The sequence below is a fragment of the Enterobacter cloacae complex sp. SHL022 genome, from assembly GCF_049237785.1.
Taxonomy (GTDB): domain Bacteria; phylum Pseudomonadota; class Gammaproteobacteria; order Enterobacterales; family Enterobacteriaceae; genus Enterobacter; species Enterobacter hormaechei_C.
The window spans coordinates 285,236-302,570 of record NZ_JBMKJH010000004.1; the positions used below are offsets into that span (position 1 = coordinate 285,236).

14 protein-coding genes are annotated in these 17,335 nt (G+C 57.3%); 11 read left to right on the plus strand and 3 right to left on the minus strand.

The genetic code is table 11. The features are described from left to right. Positions 1–20: 20 nt before the first annotated feature. From mntR to ACOTZD_RS10750, 10 genes are all read left to right on the plus strand, one after another. Entirely contained in the window at positions 21–494 is a 474-nt protein-coding gene (gene mntR, locus ACOTZD_RS10705) for a manganese-binding transcriptional regulator MntR (RefSeq protein WP_022650657.1), read from the plus strand. After that, on the plus strand, positions 491–1,600 hold the full coding sequence (locus tag ACOTZD_RS10710; protein ID WP_058658418.1) for an anion transporter: 1,110 nt from the start codon (positions 491–493) through the stop codon (positions 1,598–1,600). The genes mntR and ACOTZD_RS10710 overlap by 4 nt, the downstream gene beginning before the upstream one ends. Before the next feature lie 101 nt (positions 1,601–1,701). After that, on the plus strand, positions 1,702–2,796 hold the full coding sequence (locus ACOTZD_RS10715; protein WP_174402018.1) for an HlyD family secretion protein: 1,095 nt from the start codon (positions 1,702–1,704) through the stop codon (positions 2,794–2,796). Continuing rightward, a complete protein-coding gene (locus ACOTZD_RS10720; protein ID WP_015571056.1) occupies positions 2,793–4,364 on the plus strand; it encodes a DHA2 family efflux MFS transporter permease subunit in 1,572 nt (523 codons plus the stop codon). The genes ACOTZD_RS10715 and ACOTZD_RS10720 overlap by 4 nt, the downstream gene beginning before the upstream one ends. Next, the gene (locus ACOTZD_RS10725) at positions 4,364–5,887 is read left to right on the plus strand and encodes an efflux transporter outer membrane subunit (protein ID WP_061856307.1); all 1,524 of its coding nucleotides are present in this window, start codon (positions 4,364–4,366) and stop codon (positions 5,885–5,887) included. The genes ACOTZD_RS10720 and ACOTZD_RS10725 overlap by 1 nt, the downstream gene beginning before the upstream one ends. 160 nt (positions 5,888–6,047) lie before the next feature. Continuing rightward, positions 6,048–6,416: a hypothetical protein gene (locus ACOTZD_RS10730; protein ID WP_174402019.1), complete on the plus strand. Its 369-nt coding sequence runs from the start codon at positions 6,048–6,050 to the stop codon at positions 6,414–6,416. Then, positions 6,416–6,922 (plus strand): YbjP/YqhG family protein, encoded by a 507-nt coding sequence (locus ACOTZD_RS10735; RefSeq protein WP_174402020.1) that lies wholly within the window; start codon positions 6,416–6,418, stop codon positions 6,920–6,922. Before ACOTZD_RS10730 ends, ACOTZD_RS10735 begins: the two co-directional genes overlap by 1 nt. Positions 6,923–7,072: 150 nt before the next feature. After that, the gene (locus ACOTZD_RS10740) at positions 7,073–8,449 is read left to right on the plus strand and encodes a glycoside hydrolase family 1 protein (protein ID WP_174402021.1); all 1,377 of its coding nucleotides are present in this window, start codon (positions 7,073–7,075) and stop codon (positions 8,447–8,449) included. 51 nt (positions 8,450–8,500) lie between these two features. After that, entirely contained in the window at positions 8,501–9,823 is a 1,323-nt protein-coding gene (locus ACOTZD_RS10745; protein WP_096946505.1) for a PTS sugar transporter subunit IIC, read from the plus strand. A 15-nt stretch (positions 9,824–9,838) separates the two neighbouring features. Continuing rightward, positions 9,839–10,555, plus strand: a complete 717-nt coding sequence (locus ACOTZD_RS10750; protein WP_023305749.1) for a GntR family transcriptional regulator — start codon at positions 9,839–9,841, stop codon at positions 10,553–10,555. A 41-nt stretch (positions 10,556–10,596) separates the two neighbouring features. Here the strand turns inward: ACOTZD_RS10750 and ldtB are convergent, their stop codons facing one another. Then, the gene (ldtB, locus tag ACOTZD_RS10755; RefSeq protein WP_003858435.1) at positions 10,597–11,517 is read right to left on the minus strand and encodes a L,D-transpeptidase; all 921 of its coding nucleotides are present in this window, start codon (positions 11,515–11,517) and stop codon (positions 10,597–10,599) included. A 222-nt stretch (positions 11,518–11,739) separates the two neighbouring features. On the opposite strand from ldtB, the gene ACOTZD_RS10760 reads away from it, so the two are divergent. Beyond that, positions 11,740–13,335 carry an ABC-F family ATPase gene (locus ACOTZD_RS10760; protein ID WP_003858434.1) on the plus strand — a complete coding sequence of 532 codons (1,596 nt, stop codon included), beginning with the start codon at positions 11,740–11,742 and terminating at the stop codon, positions 13,333–13,335. A 90-nt stretch (positions 13,336–13,425) separates the two neighbouring features. Here ACOTZD_RS10760 and ACOTZD_RS10765 read toward each other — a convergent pair whose 3' ends face one another. After that, on the minus strand, positions 13,426–15,789 hold the full coding sequence (locus ACOTZD_RS10765; protein WP_174402022.1) for a TIM-barrel domain-containing protein: 2,364 nt from the start codon (positions 15,787–15,789) through the stop codon (positions 13,426–13,428). A 17-nt stretch (positions 15,790–15,806) separates the two neighbouring features. Continuing rightward, on the minus strand, positions 15,807–17,108 hold the full coding sequence (locus tag ACOTZD_RS10770; RefSeq protein WP_045346768.1) for an MFS transporter: 1,302 nt from the start codon (positions 17,106–17,108) through the stop codon (positions 15,807–15,809). Positions 17,109–17,335: the final 227 nt, after the last annotated feature.

Genomic DNA, 17,335 nt, shown 5'->3' on the forward strand with positions numbered 1-17,335 from the left:
AACCCCATTGAGGAAGCACAATGAACCGTCGCGCAGGTAAGCCAACAACAAAAAAAACGACGCAACTGGTGAACGTTGAAGAGCATGTGGAAGGCTTCCGCCAGGTGCGCGAGGCGCATCGCCGGGAGCTGATTGATGATTATGTCGAACTGATCTCTGATCTGATTCGTGAGGTTGGAGAAGCGCGCCAGGTGGATATGGCCGCACGCCTTGGGGTGTCGCAGCCAACCGTTGCCAAAATGTTAAAACGTCTGGCGTCGGTCGGGCTGATCGAGATGATCCCCTGGCGCGGGGTGTTTCTCACCGCTGAAGGCGAAAAACTGGCGCAGGAGAGCCGCGAGCGCCATCAGATCGTCGAGAATTTTTTACTGGTGCTGGGCGTCAGCCCGGAAATTGCCCGTCGGGATGCCGAAGGTATGGAACACCACGTCAGCGAAGAGACGCTGGTGAAGTTCCGCGAATTTACGCTCAAATACGGTCCCTCCGCTGAATGAACATCCCCGGCTTGCAGGCCCTGAAACGCGATCGCTTTTTCCATCTTTTACTTATCACTGGCGTTGGGCTCAGCGTCTTTGTGCCCTTCACGCCGCACACCTGGCCGGCGGCCATAGACTGGCGCACCATAATTACCCTGAGCGGTTTGATGATGCTCACCAAAGGCGTGGAGCTGAGCGGCTATTTTGACGTGCTGGGGCGCAAAATGGTGCGCCGCTTCGCCACCGAGCGCAAGCTGGCCCTGTTCATGGTCTTTTCGGCGGCGCTGCTGTCGACGTTTCTCACTAATGACGTGGCGTTGTTTATCGTGGTGCCGCTTACGCTCACGCTGCGTAAGCTGTGCGAAATACCGGTTACCCGTCTGATTATCTTTGAAGCGCTGGCCGTCAATGCGGGCTCGCTGCTCACGCCGATCGGTAACCCGCAGAACATTCTGCTGTGGGGACGCTCCGGCCTGTCGTTTACCGCATTTACCGGGCAGATGGCGCCGCTGGCGCTGGCGATCGTGGCGTCGCTGCTGGCGGTGGGCTGGTTTGCTTTCCCGAATAAATCGTTGCAGTACCACAGCGGTACAACCGGCCCCCAGTGGCAGCCGCGTCTCGTCTGGAGTTGCCTGGGGCTGTATATCGTTTTCCTTACCGCGCTGGAATTAAACCAGGCGCTGGCGGGCGCGCTGCTGGTGGCGTGCGGCTTCCTGTTCCTCGCCCGGCGGGTGCTGGTGAGCGTTGACTGGACGCTGCTGCTGGTGTTTATGGCGATGTTTATTGACGTCCATCTGCTGATCCAGCTCCCGGTATTGCAGAACGTTCTCCATAGCGTCAGCGGTCTGTCGCAGCCGGGATTATGGCTGACGGCGATTGGTCTCTCGCAGGTGATCAGTAACGTGCCGTCCACCATTTTGCTGCTTAACTATGTTCCCCCTACGGTACTGCTGGCGTGGGCGGTCAACGTCGGCGGCTTTGGGCTGCTGCCCGGCTCGCTGGCTAACCTCATCGCCCTGCGGATGGCCAACGATCGCCGCATCTGGTGGCGCTTCCATTTATGGTCAATCCCGATGCTGCTCTGGTCAGCGGCGGTCGGTTTCGGACTATTCCTTCTCATATAGTGCGCAATTTGTCAGTTTTTCCTGGCAAATGTATAGCAACGTCCTAGCTTTAGTGAACGGCATAGTGTGATGCCGCTCACTGACAGGACCGTTGCTGAACTATGGCAGAAGATCAAAACCCACCTGCTGACGAGCAGGATCAAAACAATAACGAGCGCAAGCGCCCGGGGAAAAAACCGTTAATTATCCTTGGTATCGTGGTCATCGTGATGGTGATTGTGGCGCTGGTCTGGTGGTTTTTAACCCGTAACGAAGAGACCACCGACGACGCCTTTACCGATGGCGACGTAGTGACCATTGCCCCAAAAACGGCAGGCTACGTCACAGAACTTCGCGTACGGGATAACCAGCGCGTGAAAAAAGGGGATGTGCTGGTGGTGATCGATCCGCGTGATACCACCGCCCAGCGCGATCAGGCTCAGGCCCAGCTTGGGCTGGCGGTTGCGCAGCTGCATCAGGCGCAGGCGCAGCTGGCGCTCTCGAAGGTGCAATATCCCGCCCAGCGTGATGAAGCCAAAGCCCAGGTACTTAAAGCCCAGGCGGATATGGCCAACGCGCAGGCGGAGTACCGCCGTCAGCGCGACGTTGACCCGCGCGCGACCACGCAACAAAGTATCGATGCCGCGAACGCTCAGCTGCGCAGTGCGCAGGCGGGGCTGGCCAGCGCCCAGGCGCAGCTGGAGGTGGCGGAGCAGGTCCAGCTGCAAATCCGCCAGCAGGAGACCAACGTCGAAGCCCGCGAACGCCAGGTCGATCAGGCCAGAGCGCAGCTGGAAACCGCCAACCTGAACCTCTCTTATACCGAAGTCCGCGCCCCGTTCGACGGTTTCGTCACCAAACGCAACGTCCAGCCCGGTACGCTGGTGCAGGCCGGCACGGCGCTGTTCTCGCTGGTTTCCCCGAACGTGTGGGTGGTGGCGAATTTCAAGGAGTCGCAGCTTGAGCGCATGAAGCCGGGCGACAAAGTGACCGTGTCCGTCGATGCCTGGCCGGATATGGAGCTGGAAGGCCATATCGACAGCATCCAGCAGGGCAGCGGCTCGCGCTTCTCCGCCTTCCCGTCGGAAAACGCCACCGGTAACTTTGTGAAGATCGTTCAGCGCGTACCGGTGAAAATCGTGATTGATAAAGGGCTGGATCCGAACAAGCCGCTGCCGCTGGGGCTGTCGGTTGAACCGAAGGTCACCGTGGAATGACGGATCACAGCCACGATAACTGGAAGCCAGCCAGTAACCCGTGGGCGGTGGCGATTGTGGTCACCCTGGCGGTGTTTATGGAAATTCTGGACACCACCATCGTCAACGTGGCGCTGCCCCACGTCGCGGGGTCGCTCTCGGCCAGCTATGACGAATCCACCTGGGTGCTCACCAGCTACCTGGTGGCGAACGGCATCGTGCTGCCGATTTCGGCCTTTCTCAGCCGCCTGTTTGGCCGCAAACAGTTCTTCCTGATCTGCATTGTGATGTTCACCATCTGCTCGTTCCTGTGCGGTATCGCCACCGAGCTATGGCAAATCATCCTGTTCCGCGTGATGCAGGGGTTCTTTGGCGGCGGGTTGCAGCCTACCCAGCAGTCGGTGCTACTCGACTACTTTAAGCCGGAGGACAGGGGCAAAGCCTTTGGCCTTTCATCCATTGCCATTATCGTCGCGCCGGTACTCGGCCCCACGCTGGGGGGCTGGATCACCGATAACTACTCCTGGCGCTGGGTGTTCTTTATCAATATCCCGGTAGGGATTGTGACGGTGCTGGCCATCTATCAGCTGCTGGAAGATCCGCCGTGGGAGAAAAAGTCGGAAGAGAAGCTCACCGTCGACTGGACGGGGATCGGCCTGATCGCCCTCGGTCTTGGCTGTTTGCAGGTGATGCTCGACCGGGGCGAAGATGATGACTGGTTTTATTCGAACTTTATCCGCACCTTCGCTGTACTGACGCTGGTCGGTATTATCGGCGCGATCTACTGGCTGATGTATGCCAGAAAGCCGGTGGTGGATCTGCACTGTATGAAGGACCGCAACTTTGCGATCTCCAGCCTGCTGATGGCGGGGATGGCGATGATCCTGTACGGCAGTTCGGTGGTTATTCCGCAACTGGCACAGCAGGATTTGGGCTATACCGCCACCTGGTCCGGGCTGGTGCTCTCGCCCGGCGCGGTGCTGATTGTGCTGACCATCCCGCTGGTGCTGAAGCTGATGCCGGTGGTGCAGACGCGCTGGATCATCGCCTTCGGCTTTACCTGCCTGGCGGTGTCGTTCTTCTGGTCCCGCACGCTGACGCCGGATATCGATTTCGAAACGCTGGTGCTGTTCCGCAGCGCTCAGTCGATTGGACTGGGGTTCCTGTTTGTGCCCCTCACCACAATTGCTTTTATCTCGATCCCGAGGCGGCTTAACGCCGACGCGGCGGCGCTGTTTACCATGTTCCGCAACGTGGCCGGCTCGATTGGGATTTCGCTCTCGACGGCGGCGATCACCGAGCGCTCGCAGGCGCACAGCGCGCATCTGGCTTACCACGCTTCGCCGTTTAACGAGCAATTCCAGCTGGCGATTCGCGAAAGCGCCCAGGCGATCCAGAACTTCACCACTCAGGTGGGCGATCCGACCGGCATTGCCACTGGACGGATGTACCAGACGATGATCGAGCAGTCGCGCTTTCTGGCCTACATTGACGTCTTCACCATTCTGAGCGCGGTGGCCTTATTACTGATTCCGTTTTGTTTATTGCTCTCGCCGGTTAAGAGCGAGGGGAGTGCAGGAGCACACTGATGATACACAGACGTTTACACCCCCTGATGATAATGATGCTGCTGGTGGGTTGCGCCGTCGGGCCGGACTACCAACAGCCTGCACCGCTCGCCACCACGCACTGGAACGATAAGGGCGACAGCGCGGTGAAATCGCAAACTTCCTCCGCCGCCACTAACCCGCGCTGGTGGAAAACCTTCGGCTCGCCGCAGCTCGACAGCCTGATTGAACGCGCCATCGCCGGAAATCTGACGCTACAGCAAACCGTATTACGCATTGCCGGGGCGCGCGAACAGATTAACCAGGCCGGCGGGGCGTTTTTCCCGTCGGTGAATGGCAATGTGCAGGCGACGCGCCAGCAGCTTGGGCTGGAAGGGGAGCTAAAATCCCACGGCGTGTACGACCAGTTGAATAATGTCGATCCTGAACTGCGGGGCGCGTTAGGCCCGCTGACGCAGCCGATTAACCTCTATCAGGGCAGCTTCGACGCCCAGTGGGAAATCGACCTGTGGGGCAAGGTGCGCCGTCAGGTAGAAGCGGCCGAGGCGCAGCAGCGGGCAGCGATCGAGCAGCGTAACGATGTGCTGGTCTCGCTGGAAGCCGAAGTGGCGCGGGCGTGGCTACAGCTGCGTGGGGCGCAGAGCATCATTGCCACGCTTAATACGCAAATTGAAAGCGCACAGCAGACGCTGGATCTGACCGAAAGCCGCCAGCGGGGCGGGCTGTCGCCGCAGATGGACGTGGAGAATGCCCGGGCGCAGCTGGGCAATCTTGAAGCGCAGCTGCCGCAGTATCAGGCGCAGGAACGCCAGGCGATGAACGGGCTGGCGATCCTCCTTGGCAAACCGCCGGGGGCGCTGGATGCCGAACTGCAATCCGTGCAGTCGATGCCTGCCTTGCCGGATATTGTGCAGACCGGTATTCCGTCCACCCTGGCGCGCCGTCGCCCGGACGTGCGCGAAGCGGAGGCGAATCTCCATGCCGCCACGGCGCAGATTGGCGTCTCGGTGGCAGAGCTGTTCCCGAGCTTTACCCTCTCCGGGCAGTTTGGCTTGCGCAACAGCGAATCCAACTGGCTAACCGACTGGAGCAGCCACTTCTACAGCTTTGGCCCGCAGGTTTCCATACCGATTTTCCAGGGCGGTCGGCTGGTCTCCAGCGTTAAGGTGGCGCGCGCGCAGCAGGGGGCGGCGGTGCTGGACTATCGTCAGACGGTGCTGACGGCGCTCGGCGACGTTGAAAACGCGCTGGTGAGCTATCGCACCGACCAGCAGCGTGAAGCGGGCCTGGCGAAAACCATCGACGCGCTGCAAAACGCCTTTGATCTCGCCAGCGACAGCTACCGGCAGGGGATCGCCAGCTTTATTGACGTGCTGGACGCCCAGCGTCAGCTCGCTCAGGCCGAACAGCAGCGGGCGCAGGCGCAGGTGCAGAGCGCGCTTGATCTGGTGGCGCTCTACAAAGCCCTCGGCGGCGGCTGGGAGCCGTATCAGCAGGTGCGGCTGCCAGACTACAGCGTCTTTGGCGACGCCCCGCGCGGATAATCTTTTAACAGCGATGACTCTGGCCGGATCCGCGCAGCGAATCCGGCCTTTTTATTGGGCGCGAAAGTAATATTTTGGCCGGACAAATTTAAGCATTATTTAACCAACATCAGGTTAATGACTGGCACAATAATTCCGTTCTTACTTAAGGGAACTAAGAATGAGTTGGAATAAAGATGTTGCTGTTTCGTATCTCCATTCACACGCGCTGGGGCACTCTCATAGTGAATGTGCTAAGTTTACCCGTCTGGCGATTCTGGCTGGAGGTGTTAATGTGCCTAATACAGATTATGCAAAAGATTATGGGGCGGAATTATTACGTGCTGGATTCCGTGAGCTGCCGCCCGGTTCGACTTTAATAGCTGGCGATGTGGCTGTGATACAGCCTTATCCCGGAGGAAACGGCATAGGTCACATGACTATGTATGACGGCACGCAGTGGATTTCTGATTTTGTTCAAAAAAGCATGAATCCGGGGCCTGGGTACCGCAAAATGCAACCATCCTTTAAAATTTACAGGATGCATTGATGAAAAGGATATTTTTATCAGTCGCTATGTTGCTGGTGGGATGTAGTTCTGCTGCCAGTCAAGATCAGAGTGCGAAAGATACTACCGAATCATTTTATAAATCCTATCTTTGTGCATTCGGCAGTAATGAAGCCAGGCCCTATCCTGCCGACGAACTGCGTAAATATGTTTCTGCTGATACTATTGCTCGCATTGGTGCTATTCAGGATATCCCGGAACAAGAATTAATAGAGTCTGACTATTTTATGTATACCCAGGATTACGCCCGCGAATGGATACCTGCGTTACGGGTGGAAAACGCAAGGCCATTTTTAAACGGGGAAGTAGTCCAGGTGATGGAAGGGGCCGGTGGCGGGAGGAGCATTCACCTTGAAGTATTTCTTCGTCGTGAAGATGATGCATGGAAAATCTACCGCGTTCGTGACTTAACGAACAATCAAGAGCATCCCATATTCAATGCCGGAGCAATTGCCCAGGCAAAAATTGCAGCCGAAAGCGGGCTTTAAACGTTAAACAGGAACTTAGCCTCGGCAACTGCCGGGGCTTTTTATTTCCATCAACCTCACAAAAAACGATCCACACCTTTGATCGACATTTCATCTTCGCCTATATGACTAGTCATGAAATTTAAATGACTAGGCATAAAGGGAGCAACCATGAACAAATCACTGCCAGCCAACTTTTTATGGGGCAACTCGGTATCCAGCATGCAGACGGAAGGGGCCTGGAATGAGGGCGGGAAGGGGATGTCGGTGTATGACATTCGGGAAGCCGGTGAAAACATCTCTGACTGGAAAGTGGCGACCGACTCCTACCACCGGTACCGGGAAGATTTCGACCTGATGCAGGATCTGGGCATGAACTGCTACCGCTTCCAGATCTCCTGGAGCCGCGTCTGCCCGCAGGGTGACGGCGAGTTCAACGACGAGGGCATCGCCTTTTACGACCGCTTTATTGACGATTTGCTCGCCCGCGGTATCGAGCCGATGGTCTGTCTCTACCACTTCGATATGCCGCTGGCGCTGGCGCAGGAGTACAACGGCTTCAACGATCGCCGCGTGGTGGACGCCTTTATCCGCTACGGCAAAAAGATGATCGACTGCTTCGCTGACCGGGTGAAGTACTGGCTGACCTTCAACGAGCAGAACATTTTCCATATGCCGGAAGCTTTTCGCATTTCCGGTTACATGAAAGGTGAGCAAACCCTGCGTGAGCTGTATGAGCTTCAGCACCATGCGATGGTGGCGCACATGACTCTGACCGAATACCTGCACCAGACTAAGCCGGGCAAGCTGATGGGCGGCATGCTGGCGCACCAGCTGATTTATCCGGCCACCTGCAAACCGCGCGATATCTTCTGCGCCCAGCAGTACGACGAATTCCTCAACCAGAACCTGCTGCGCGTCTTCGCGGGCCAGGGCTACAGCCCGGCGGTAATGGCGGTGGTGGAGCAGGAGGGCTTCGGCGATATCTACCGCGCAGACGATCTCGCGCTGTTTGCGCGCACGAAGAACGACTTTATGGCCTTCAGCTACTACGCCAGCAAAACGCTGGACAGCGATGCCATCCCGGAAGGCACGCCGGTTAACTATTACCTGCTGCACGGCGAGAAAAACAATCCGTACCTGAAGGCCACCGAGTGGAACTGGCAGATCGATCCGCTGGGCTTTCGCACCATCATCACCCGCTACGCCAACGACTGGCGGATGCCGGTATTCCCGATTGAGAACGGTATTGGGGTGATTGAGTCCTGGGATGGCGTGAATCCGGTTGAGGACACCTACCGCATCGACTACCACCGGGCGCACATCGAGGCGATGAAAGCGGCAATATTCGAGGATGGGGCAGAGGTGATGGGCTATCTCGGCTGGGGGTTGATTGACATTCTCAGCTCGCAGGGTGACATGCGCAAGCGCTACGGCGTGGTCTACGTCAACCGTGAAAATCACGACCTGAAAGACCTGAAGCGCGTGCCGAAGAAGAGCTACGCGTGGTTAAAACAGGTTATCCATACCAACGGACGCGAGATGTAAGCCGTACGCTGCCGGGCCGTTTTTGTGACTGATTAATGGGAACACTCCGCTATGTCTGAAACAAAAATAACACCGCACATGCAGTCTTTTGTCGATAAATTTGTAGAGTTCTCGGCGCGCCTGGCAAACCAGGTGCATCTTCGCTCCCTGCGCGATGCCTTCGCCACGGTAATGCCGATTTTCATCCTTGCCGGTCTGGCGGTGCTGGTGAATAACGTGGTGTTCCCGTGGATTTTTGCGGGCGACACGCTTACGCAGTTTAAGGTGTGGGGCGAGGCGATTATCAACGGCACGCTGAACATCGCCGCGCTGCTGCTGGCCCCGATGATCGCCTGGTCGCTGGCGCGTAACAAAGATTTCGACAATCCGGTCTCGGCAGTGGTTATCGCCGTCAGCAGTTTCATTATCATGATGCCGATGCGCTTACAGATTACCCCCGTCGGCAGCGACGCCACGGTGAACGTCACCCAGGTGCTGACGTTCGCCAATATTGGCTCCACCGGGATTTTCGCCGGGGTGCTGATTGGGCTGCTCTCAACCGAGCTGTTTATCGCCATTTCACGGCTCAGAGCACTGCACATTTCGCTCGGGGAGAACGTACCGCCAGCGGTGAGCAAATCCTTTACCGCGCTGATCCCGACGATCCTCACGCTCTCCCTGTTTGCGGTGCTGGCGGCCATACTGGCAAACGTTCTACACACGGACCTGATCCATCTCATTACGACCTTTATCCAGCAGCCGCTGCGGCTGATCAACACCAGCCTGCCGGGGACGATTTTCATCTACAGCTTCGGTAACTTTCTGTTCACCCTCGGTATTCATCAGTCAGTCGTTAACAGCGTGGTGCTGGAGCCGTTCCTGCTGATCAACACCAACGAGAACATGCTGGCCTTCGCCAACGGTCAGCCGATCCCGCATATCATCAACAACATCTTTGTGCCGACCTTTGGCATGGTGGGCGGGACGGGCAGCACAATCTCATTGCTGATCGCTATCTTCATCTTCTCAAGACAGAAATCAGCGAAGCAGGTGGCGCGTCTGTCGCTGGCGCCGGGTCTGTTTAACATCAACGAGCCGGTGATTTTCGGCCTGCCGATAGTCTTTAACCTGCCGCTTATGATCCCGTTTGTGCTGCTGCCTGCTATCGGGATTTACTTTGCGTGGCTCTGTACCACGCTGGGGTTCATGTCGCGCTGCGTGGTGATGATCCCGTGGACGACCCCGCCGATCCTCAGCGCCTGGCTGGCGACGGCGGGGGACTGGCGGGCGGTGGTGGTGCAGTTGGCAATCATCGTATTTGGTGTATTCTTCTACCTGCCTTTCCTAAAGGTGGCCGAGCGAGTGGCCTTGAAAAACAGCGGGATAGAAAACTAACTGAAAGGAAGGAAGATGGCGGCGAAGTACATCACCATAGCGCGGGAAATTAAGAAACGCATTATTACCCAGCAGTACGCCGCCAATGAACCGCTGCCGGACCAGTTCGCGCTGGCGGCGGAGTTCAGCACCAGCCGGATGACCATTCAGCAGGCGATGCGCCAGCTGATCGTTGAAGGGCTGGTCTATACCCGACAGGGGCAGGGCACGTTCATCCGCAAAAATTTCCTCCAGCTTTCCCAGTGGGATCTCTCCGGCAGCGACTACTTCGGGGCGACCAAAACCTGGGAACATTTAGGCACGGTGAGCAGTCAGGTTGTGCACTTCGAACTGCGCTTCCCGAACGAGAAAGAGCAGGCATCGCTGATGATAAATCCGGATACGCCGATCTATGACTTTATCCGTCTGCGTTTACTAAACGGTGAGCCGATGTCTCTGGACGCCACGGTAATGCCGCTCAATCTGGTCCCCGGTCTGAACAAAACCCATCTTGAAAGTTCGGTATTCCGGTATGTGCAGGAGACGCTGGGGCTGAAGATCATGGGATCGTATCGGGTGGTGCGGGCGCTGAAGCCCAGTGCGCTGGATATGCAGCACCTTGTCTGCGAGCCAACCGACCCGGTGCTGGAGGTAGAGCAGGTGATCTATCTGGAAGATGGTACGCCGCTGGAGTACGCCCATTGTCACTATCGCTATGACCATGGCGGCATCGTTATCGTGAATAACGGATAAAAAAAAGCGGACTTCAAGGTCCGCTTTTTTAATTATCACGATTAGTTTAAACGCACCGGCATACCGGAACGGTTCTGAATCGCCTGGTCAACGATGGTCGTGTCAACATCCGCCTGAGAGGTAACGGATTGCACCGCGCTGGTCAGCTTAATCGGTACGATTTCGTTGTTGTTGATCTGATCTTCGCTGGTGGACAGCGGGTTATGCACTTCAATGTAACGGCTGCCGTCCGGCTCTGACGTCGCTTTCACCGGTTCGTTAATGAACTGCACGCGCGTACCAACCGGCACGTTATCGAACAGGAATTTGATGTCTTCATTACGCAGACGCACGCAGCCGTGGCTTACGCGCAGGCCGATACCGAAGTTGGCGTTTGTACCGTGGATGGCATACAGACGACCAATGTACAGCGCGTACAGACCCATCGGGTTATCCGGGCCGGCAGGCACAACGGCTGGCAGCGGTTCACCGGCAGCAATGTACTCAGCGTGCATTTTGGCGGTCGGCGTCCAGGTTGGGCCCGCTTTCTTACGCTCCACTTTGGTGGTCCAGTTCAGCGGGGTGTCTTTACCCAGCTGACCGATACCGATAGGCAGAACGATAACGGTGTTGGTGCCTTTCGGGTAGTAATACAGACGCATTTCGGCGCTGTTAATTACGATACCTTCGTGCACGGTATCCGGCAGGATCAGCTGCTGTGGAATGTTGAGTACGGTACCCGCTTTCGGCAGATACGGGTCAACGCCCGGGTTCGCTTCCAGCATGTTAGACAGGCCGAGCTGATACTGCGCCGCGAAGTATTCCAGCGGCTGAGTGTTACCTTCCGGCACCGTCACCACCTGGTTTTCACCCACCAGACGGCTTCCGTCTGTCGGCAGGGGATACGTCACCGCAGACGCGGTCTTACAAAAACCTACTACGGCTAACGCCGCCGCAAAAAGCGTTGTTAATTTCATGTTCATGTTATGCGAGGTATCTAAGCCATTCTGGCGATGAGTTGATAAGTCTGAATCAGTAATGGGAGCGCATTATATGTGCATTCCCGTTAACTGGGAATTCAGATGTGTACGAAATCACATTTTTTTCGATTTTGTTAAAGTTTAGTGGATTACTGCAACACGGGATCTCAATTCGGAATTGTGGCATAATGCCGCGTTTATCACACTTTTCGCAGGAATCTCTCCGTGTTAGTTACCAGCAACGTCACTATGCAGTTTGGCAGTAAGCCGCTGTTCGAAAATATTTCCGTCAAATTTGGCGGCGGCAACCGTTACGGCCTGATTGGTGCCAACGGTAGCGGAAAATCCACCTTTATGAAGATCCTCGGCGGTGACCTGGAGCCAACGCTCGGTAACGTGTCGCTCGACCCTAACGAGCGCATCGGTAAGCTGCGTCAGGATCAGTTCGCCTTCGAAGAGTTCACCGTGCTCGACACCGTGATCATGGGGCATGCGGAGCTGTGGGAAGTGAAGCAGGAGCGCGATCGTATCTACGGTCTGGCTGAGATGAGCGAAGAAGACGGTTACAAAGTGGCCGACCTGGAAACGCAATACGGCGAAATGGACGGCTACTCTGCGGAAGCGCGTGCGGGCGAGCTGCTGCTGGGCGTCGGCATTCCTGTTGAACAGCATTATGGTCCGATGAGCGAAGTTGCGCCAGGCTGGAAGCTACGTGTGCTGCTGGCGCAGGCGCTGTTCTCTAACCCGGACATCCTGCTGCTCGACGAACCGACCAACAACCTGGACATCGACACCATCCGCTGGCTGGAGCAGACGCTGAACGATCGCGACAGCACCATGATCATCATTTCGCACGACCGTCATTTCCTGAACATGGTGTGTACCCACATGGCGGATCTGGACTACGGCGAGCTGCGCGTTTATCCGGGCAACTACGATGAGTACATGACGGCGGCAACCCAGGCACGTGAACGTCTGCTGGCCGACAACGCCAAGAAGAAAGCGCAGATTGCGGACCTGCAATCCTTCGTCAGCCGCTTCAGCGCCAACGCCTCTAAGTCGCGTCAGGCGACCTCGCGTGCGCGTCAGATCGACAAAATCAAGCTGGAAGAGGTTAAAGCCTCCAGCCGTCAGAACCCGTTCATCCGCTTCGAGCAGGACAAGAAGCTGTTCCGTAACGCGCTGGAAGTGGAAGCCCTCACCAAAGGCTTCGATGAAGGCCCGCTGTTCAAAAACTTCAACCTGCTGCTGGAAGTGGGCGAGAAGATTGCCATCCTCGGCGCCAACGGCGTGGGTAAATCCACTATGCTGAAAACCCTGGTGGGTGAACTGCAACCGGACAACGGAACCGTGAAATGGTCTGAAAACGCGCAGATTGGTTACTACGCGCAGGACCATGAATATGAATTCGAAAACGATCTGACTGTCTTCGACTGGATGAGCCAGTGGAAGCAGGAAGGCGACGATGAGCAGGCGGTACGCAGCATTCTGGGGCGTCTGCTGTTCAGCCAGGACGACATCAAAAAGCCCGCCAAAGTGCTCTCCGGTGGTGAAAAGGGCCGTATGTTGTTCGGCAAGCTGATGATGGAAAAACCGAATATTCTGGTGATGGACGAACCGACTAACCACCTGGATATGGAATCGATCGAATCCCTGAACATGGCGCTGGAGATGTATCAGGGCACCCTGATCTTCGTCTCTCACGACCGTGAGTTCGTCAGCTCGCTGGCGACCCGCGTGATCGAAATTACGCCAGAGCGCGTGGTGGACTTCACCGGTAACTACGAAGATTACCTGCGCAGTAAAGGTATCGAGAGTTAAAAATAGCCGGGTGGCGGCTTCGCCTTACCCGGCCTACATTTTATCCCCTCTCCCTGTGGGAGAGGGTTAGGGTGAGGGCTACAGGCCGCACTACACCACCCACTCGCCCCCTTCAACTCCATTCACCCGCAGCGTACGTTTTTCCTCCGCCGGTAATGATACCTTCAGCGCCTTCCATGCCGGACGATAGTCGCCGCGAGCGTTCACCTTCAGGTTGATACTTGCGCCATCACACACCATTTCCCATTCCACCCACAGCGCATTGCCGTTCAGGTAGCCCCAGCTTTCACCGTCGTCTTCAAACAGCAGCCCCGAGGTTGTGCCGACGCCTTTCACCGGGAACAGCTTCAGCTCACGGGTATCGTCTTTATCGGCGCTCACGTGACGGATGCGCTCGCTGAGCGGCAGACCGGCCCCAGCGCGCACCAGCAGCGGCAGTTTTTCCAGCGGCGCATCCAGGACGATGGATTGCCCGCCCGCATACCACGCGTGAGTGTAAAAATCGTACCAGCCCGTTTCGTTATCCGGCAGCCAGACGCGGCGCTCGCGCTGCCCGGCTTCGACGACGCTGGCGACCAGCAGGTCGCGGCCCAGCAGGAAGTCGTCGCACTCTTTGAAGGTTTGCGCATCGTGCTCGTGGTCGAGGAAGGTCGGGCGCAGCATCGGTTCGTCGTCGGCGTGCGCCTGCCAGAGCAGGGTGTAAAGATACGGCAGCAGGCGGTAGCGCAGCTCAATCGCGCCGCGGATGGCAGGCGTGACGCCCGGATACATCCACGGCTCGTTCACCGTGTGGTCATCGTTCCACGAGTGAATGGTAAAGCGCGGGTGCATCACGCCGTTCTGTACCCAGCGCACGAACAGCTCGGCATCCGGCTTGTTGCCGGAGAAACCGCCGACATCGTGACCGACGTTGAACAGTCCGGACAGGCTCATGCCCAGCCCCATGCGGATGTTATAACGCAGGGTGTCCCAGTTGGTGCGGTTGTCGCCGCTCCAGGTCTGAACGTAGCGCTGCATCCCGGCGCAGCCGGAGCGGGAGATCAGATACGGACGTTTCTCCGGCGCAAAGCGCTGCTGGGCCTCCAGCGAAGCGCGCATCATCAGCAGCGGCATCACCGGGCGAATGTGCTTGATGGCGATCTCCTGGCCGAAGCCATAGCAGCGCGCTTCCCCGTCCCACACTTCATACTCGTTGTTGTCGTTCCAGGTGGAGTCGATGCCCATCTCCAGCAGCTGCGTGGTCACGCCGTTCTGCCACCACTGCACCGTCTGCGGGTTGGTGAAGTCGAGGTGCGATCCTTCGTCATCCCAGAAGCTGGAACGTTCAGGCGCATCGGTTTCTGAATCGCGAATGAACAGGCCGCGTTCCGCCACTTCGCTGTAGCGGGGATGATCCTGCAACAGACAAGGCTTGATGTTGGCCGCAAGCCGCAGCCCCGCGTCGTGGAACGCCTGGCTCATCACCTTCGGCTGCGGCACTTTGTCGTAGTTCCAGTTAAAGACGTAGCGCTTGCCGTTAATCGAGGTATAGCCGGAGGAGAGCTGGAACGAGTCGCACGGAATGGCATGCTCTTCGCACAGGCGAATAAAGTTCATCAGCTGATTCTGCGCGTCCGGCGCGTCGGTGTAGTGCATGGTTGAGCCGCTGTAGCCCAGGCTCCATTTCGGTCCGAACAGCGTTTTTCCGGTCAGGCGAACAAAGGCTTTAGTGACGTCCAGCACGCGCCTGCCGGTAAAGATGTAGTAATCGATATCGCCCGCTTCCGCCTGCCAGCGGCGGTAGGCGGTGTGATAGTTGTCGATCTCGTTACCCAGATCCAGCCAGCAGCTGCTCAGGTTATCGTAGAACAGACCGTAGCTCACATCATCGCGACGGGTGAGGGTGAACGGGATGTGCTTGTACAGCGGATCGGTGCTGGCCGCGTTATAGCCCATCGCATCCAGGTTACGCATCTCGTAGCGTTTGCCGTTGCGCTGTAAATCGCCCGCTTTCTCACCCAGACCGTAAAAACGTTCATCCTTACGGCGGCTGAGATAGTGCGCCACGCCGTCACCGTGGGCGTTCAGCAGGTAGGCGCTGGTCGGGCGGTCATTGACCAGCGGCTGCCACTCGCCCGCGTCATTGCGGTAGTGCCACTCCAGCCACAGCGGCTGGTGGACGGTGACGCGCAGCTGCTCGGTTGCCACGGTTAACGTATCGTCCTGCTGCGTCAGCGTCCAGGCGGGGCAGGAGAAGCCGCTGATATCGTCACGACGGCGACCTTCCCACGGCACGTCTTTTTCCGGTGCGATGCTCCAGGTGCGGTCCAGCGCCAGCTCGCCTTTACGCTTGATCAGCACGCGGAACAGGTTCTCTTCCAGCACATACAGGCACAGGCGGTGCTGGCTATCGACCAGCAGTTCCAGATGGTTTGCCGACTGCGTATCAAGGGTCCAGTTTTTCAGGGTTTTCATATGCAATACATCCACTATCAGGCGCGCTTGGCGCGACGTTCAGCAATAAATGCTACCAGGAAGAGAGCGCCAATCAGGTCAAAGAAGCCCATGGCGATAAAGAGCGGGTTAAAGCCGATTTTGTCGGCGGTCACACCGATTAACAGCGAGAACAGGAAGCTGGCGATCCACGCCGCCGAGCCGCGCATGCCGTTGACGGTCGCCATCTGGCCTTTGTCGAATGACTCCACGACCAGGGCGCTGAGCATGCAGGAGATGATCTGGTGCCCGAAGCCGCCGATGGAGATCAGCACGATGGTGATATACGGGTCGCGGGTTACGGCGACGACCGCCAGTGAAATCATCAGAAACGCGCCTGTGACGGAGCTGGCCACCACCGAGTTCACGCGGGAGCAGCCGAACAGGCGGGTATACAGACGCGTCAGGTAGCCGCTCGCCACGCTGCCGAGGTCGGCGGCGAGGAACGGCAGCCAGGCAAACATCGCAATCTGCTTCAGGTCCATGCCGTGCTCTTTGGCGAGGTACAGCGGCACCCAGAAGCTCAGCACCGCCCAGGCGGGTTCTGCCATAAAGGCCGGAATGGCGATACCGTAGAAACGTTTGTTTTTTGAAACGGTTTTCAGCGCGGTCAGGAAGGGCAATTTGACCGGCGCTGGTTCGTTATCCTGCTTGATAAACGCCAGCTCGTCCTTGCTCAGGTTCGGGTGCTGCTCGGGGTTGTGGTAGAACGCCCACCAGAGGATCACCCACAGCAGCGCCAGCACGCCGGTAAACATAAACGCGCCCTGCCAGCCGAACGAGGCGTGAGCAAAGTAGATGATAGGCGGAGCCAGCATCGCGCCGATGGAGAAGCCCACGCCCGCCCAGCCAGCAGCAACGGGACGCTCTGATTTCGGGAACCATTCGCCGATGGTTTTGGCGTTCGCCGGGGTGGCAGCGGCTTCTGAAGCCCCCATAAAGAAGCGCAGTATGGCCAGGTGCAGCCAGCTTCCGGCGCCCGCGTGGAAAATACACATCAGCGCCCAGATCCCGGCGCAGACCATAAAGCCAATCTTCAGGCCAATGACGTCAATCAGCCAGCCGCACAGGGGCTGGAAAATGGTATAGGCGATCTGAAACGCGCCGACGATCCAGGAGTATTGCTCGGTGGTGATCCCGAGGCTCTCTTTCAGTTCCGGAGCGAGAATACCTAAGGAATTTCGGGTGATGTAGTTAACGGTGACGCCCAGCAAAAACAGCAGCAGCACGTACCAGCGCAGGTTCTTGATGACGCGACGGGTTTTGCTTGTCGCAATGGTGTTATTGATGTCCTGACTCATTTTACTCTCCACAAGACGGACGGTAAGGGGACGGAGGTTCAGGTGTCACACAGATTGTTATGCCTTTGATTTCAATCCGCTTATAATGCTTAAGTTGCTATACAACTAGTATGGAAGCTGTGTGACAAGTTCACCTTAAGGAAGAAAATGAGTGGGCAAAAGTGGATTTTGTGCAAAATTTCTCATAACCGACGAAAACACTCTGGCATGATGGCATTCACGTCAGT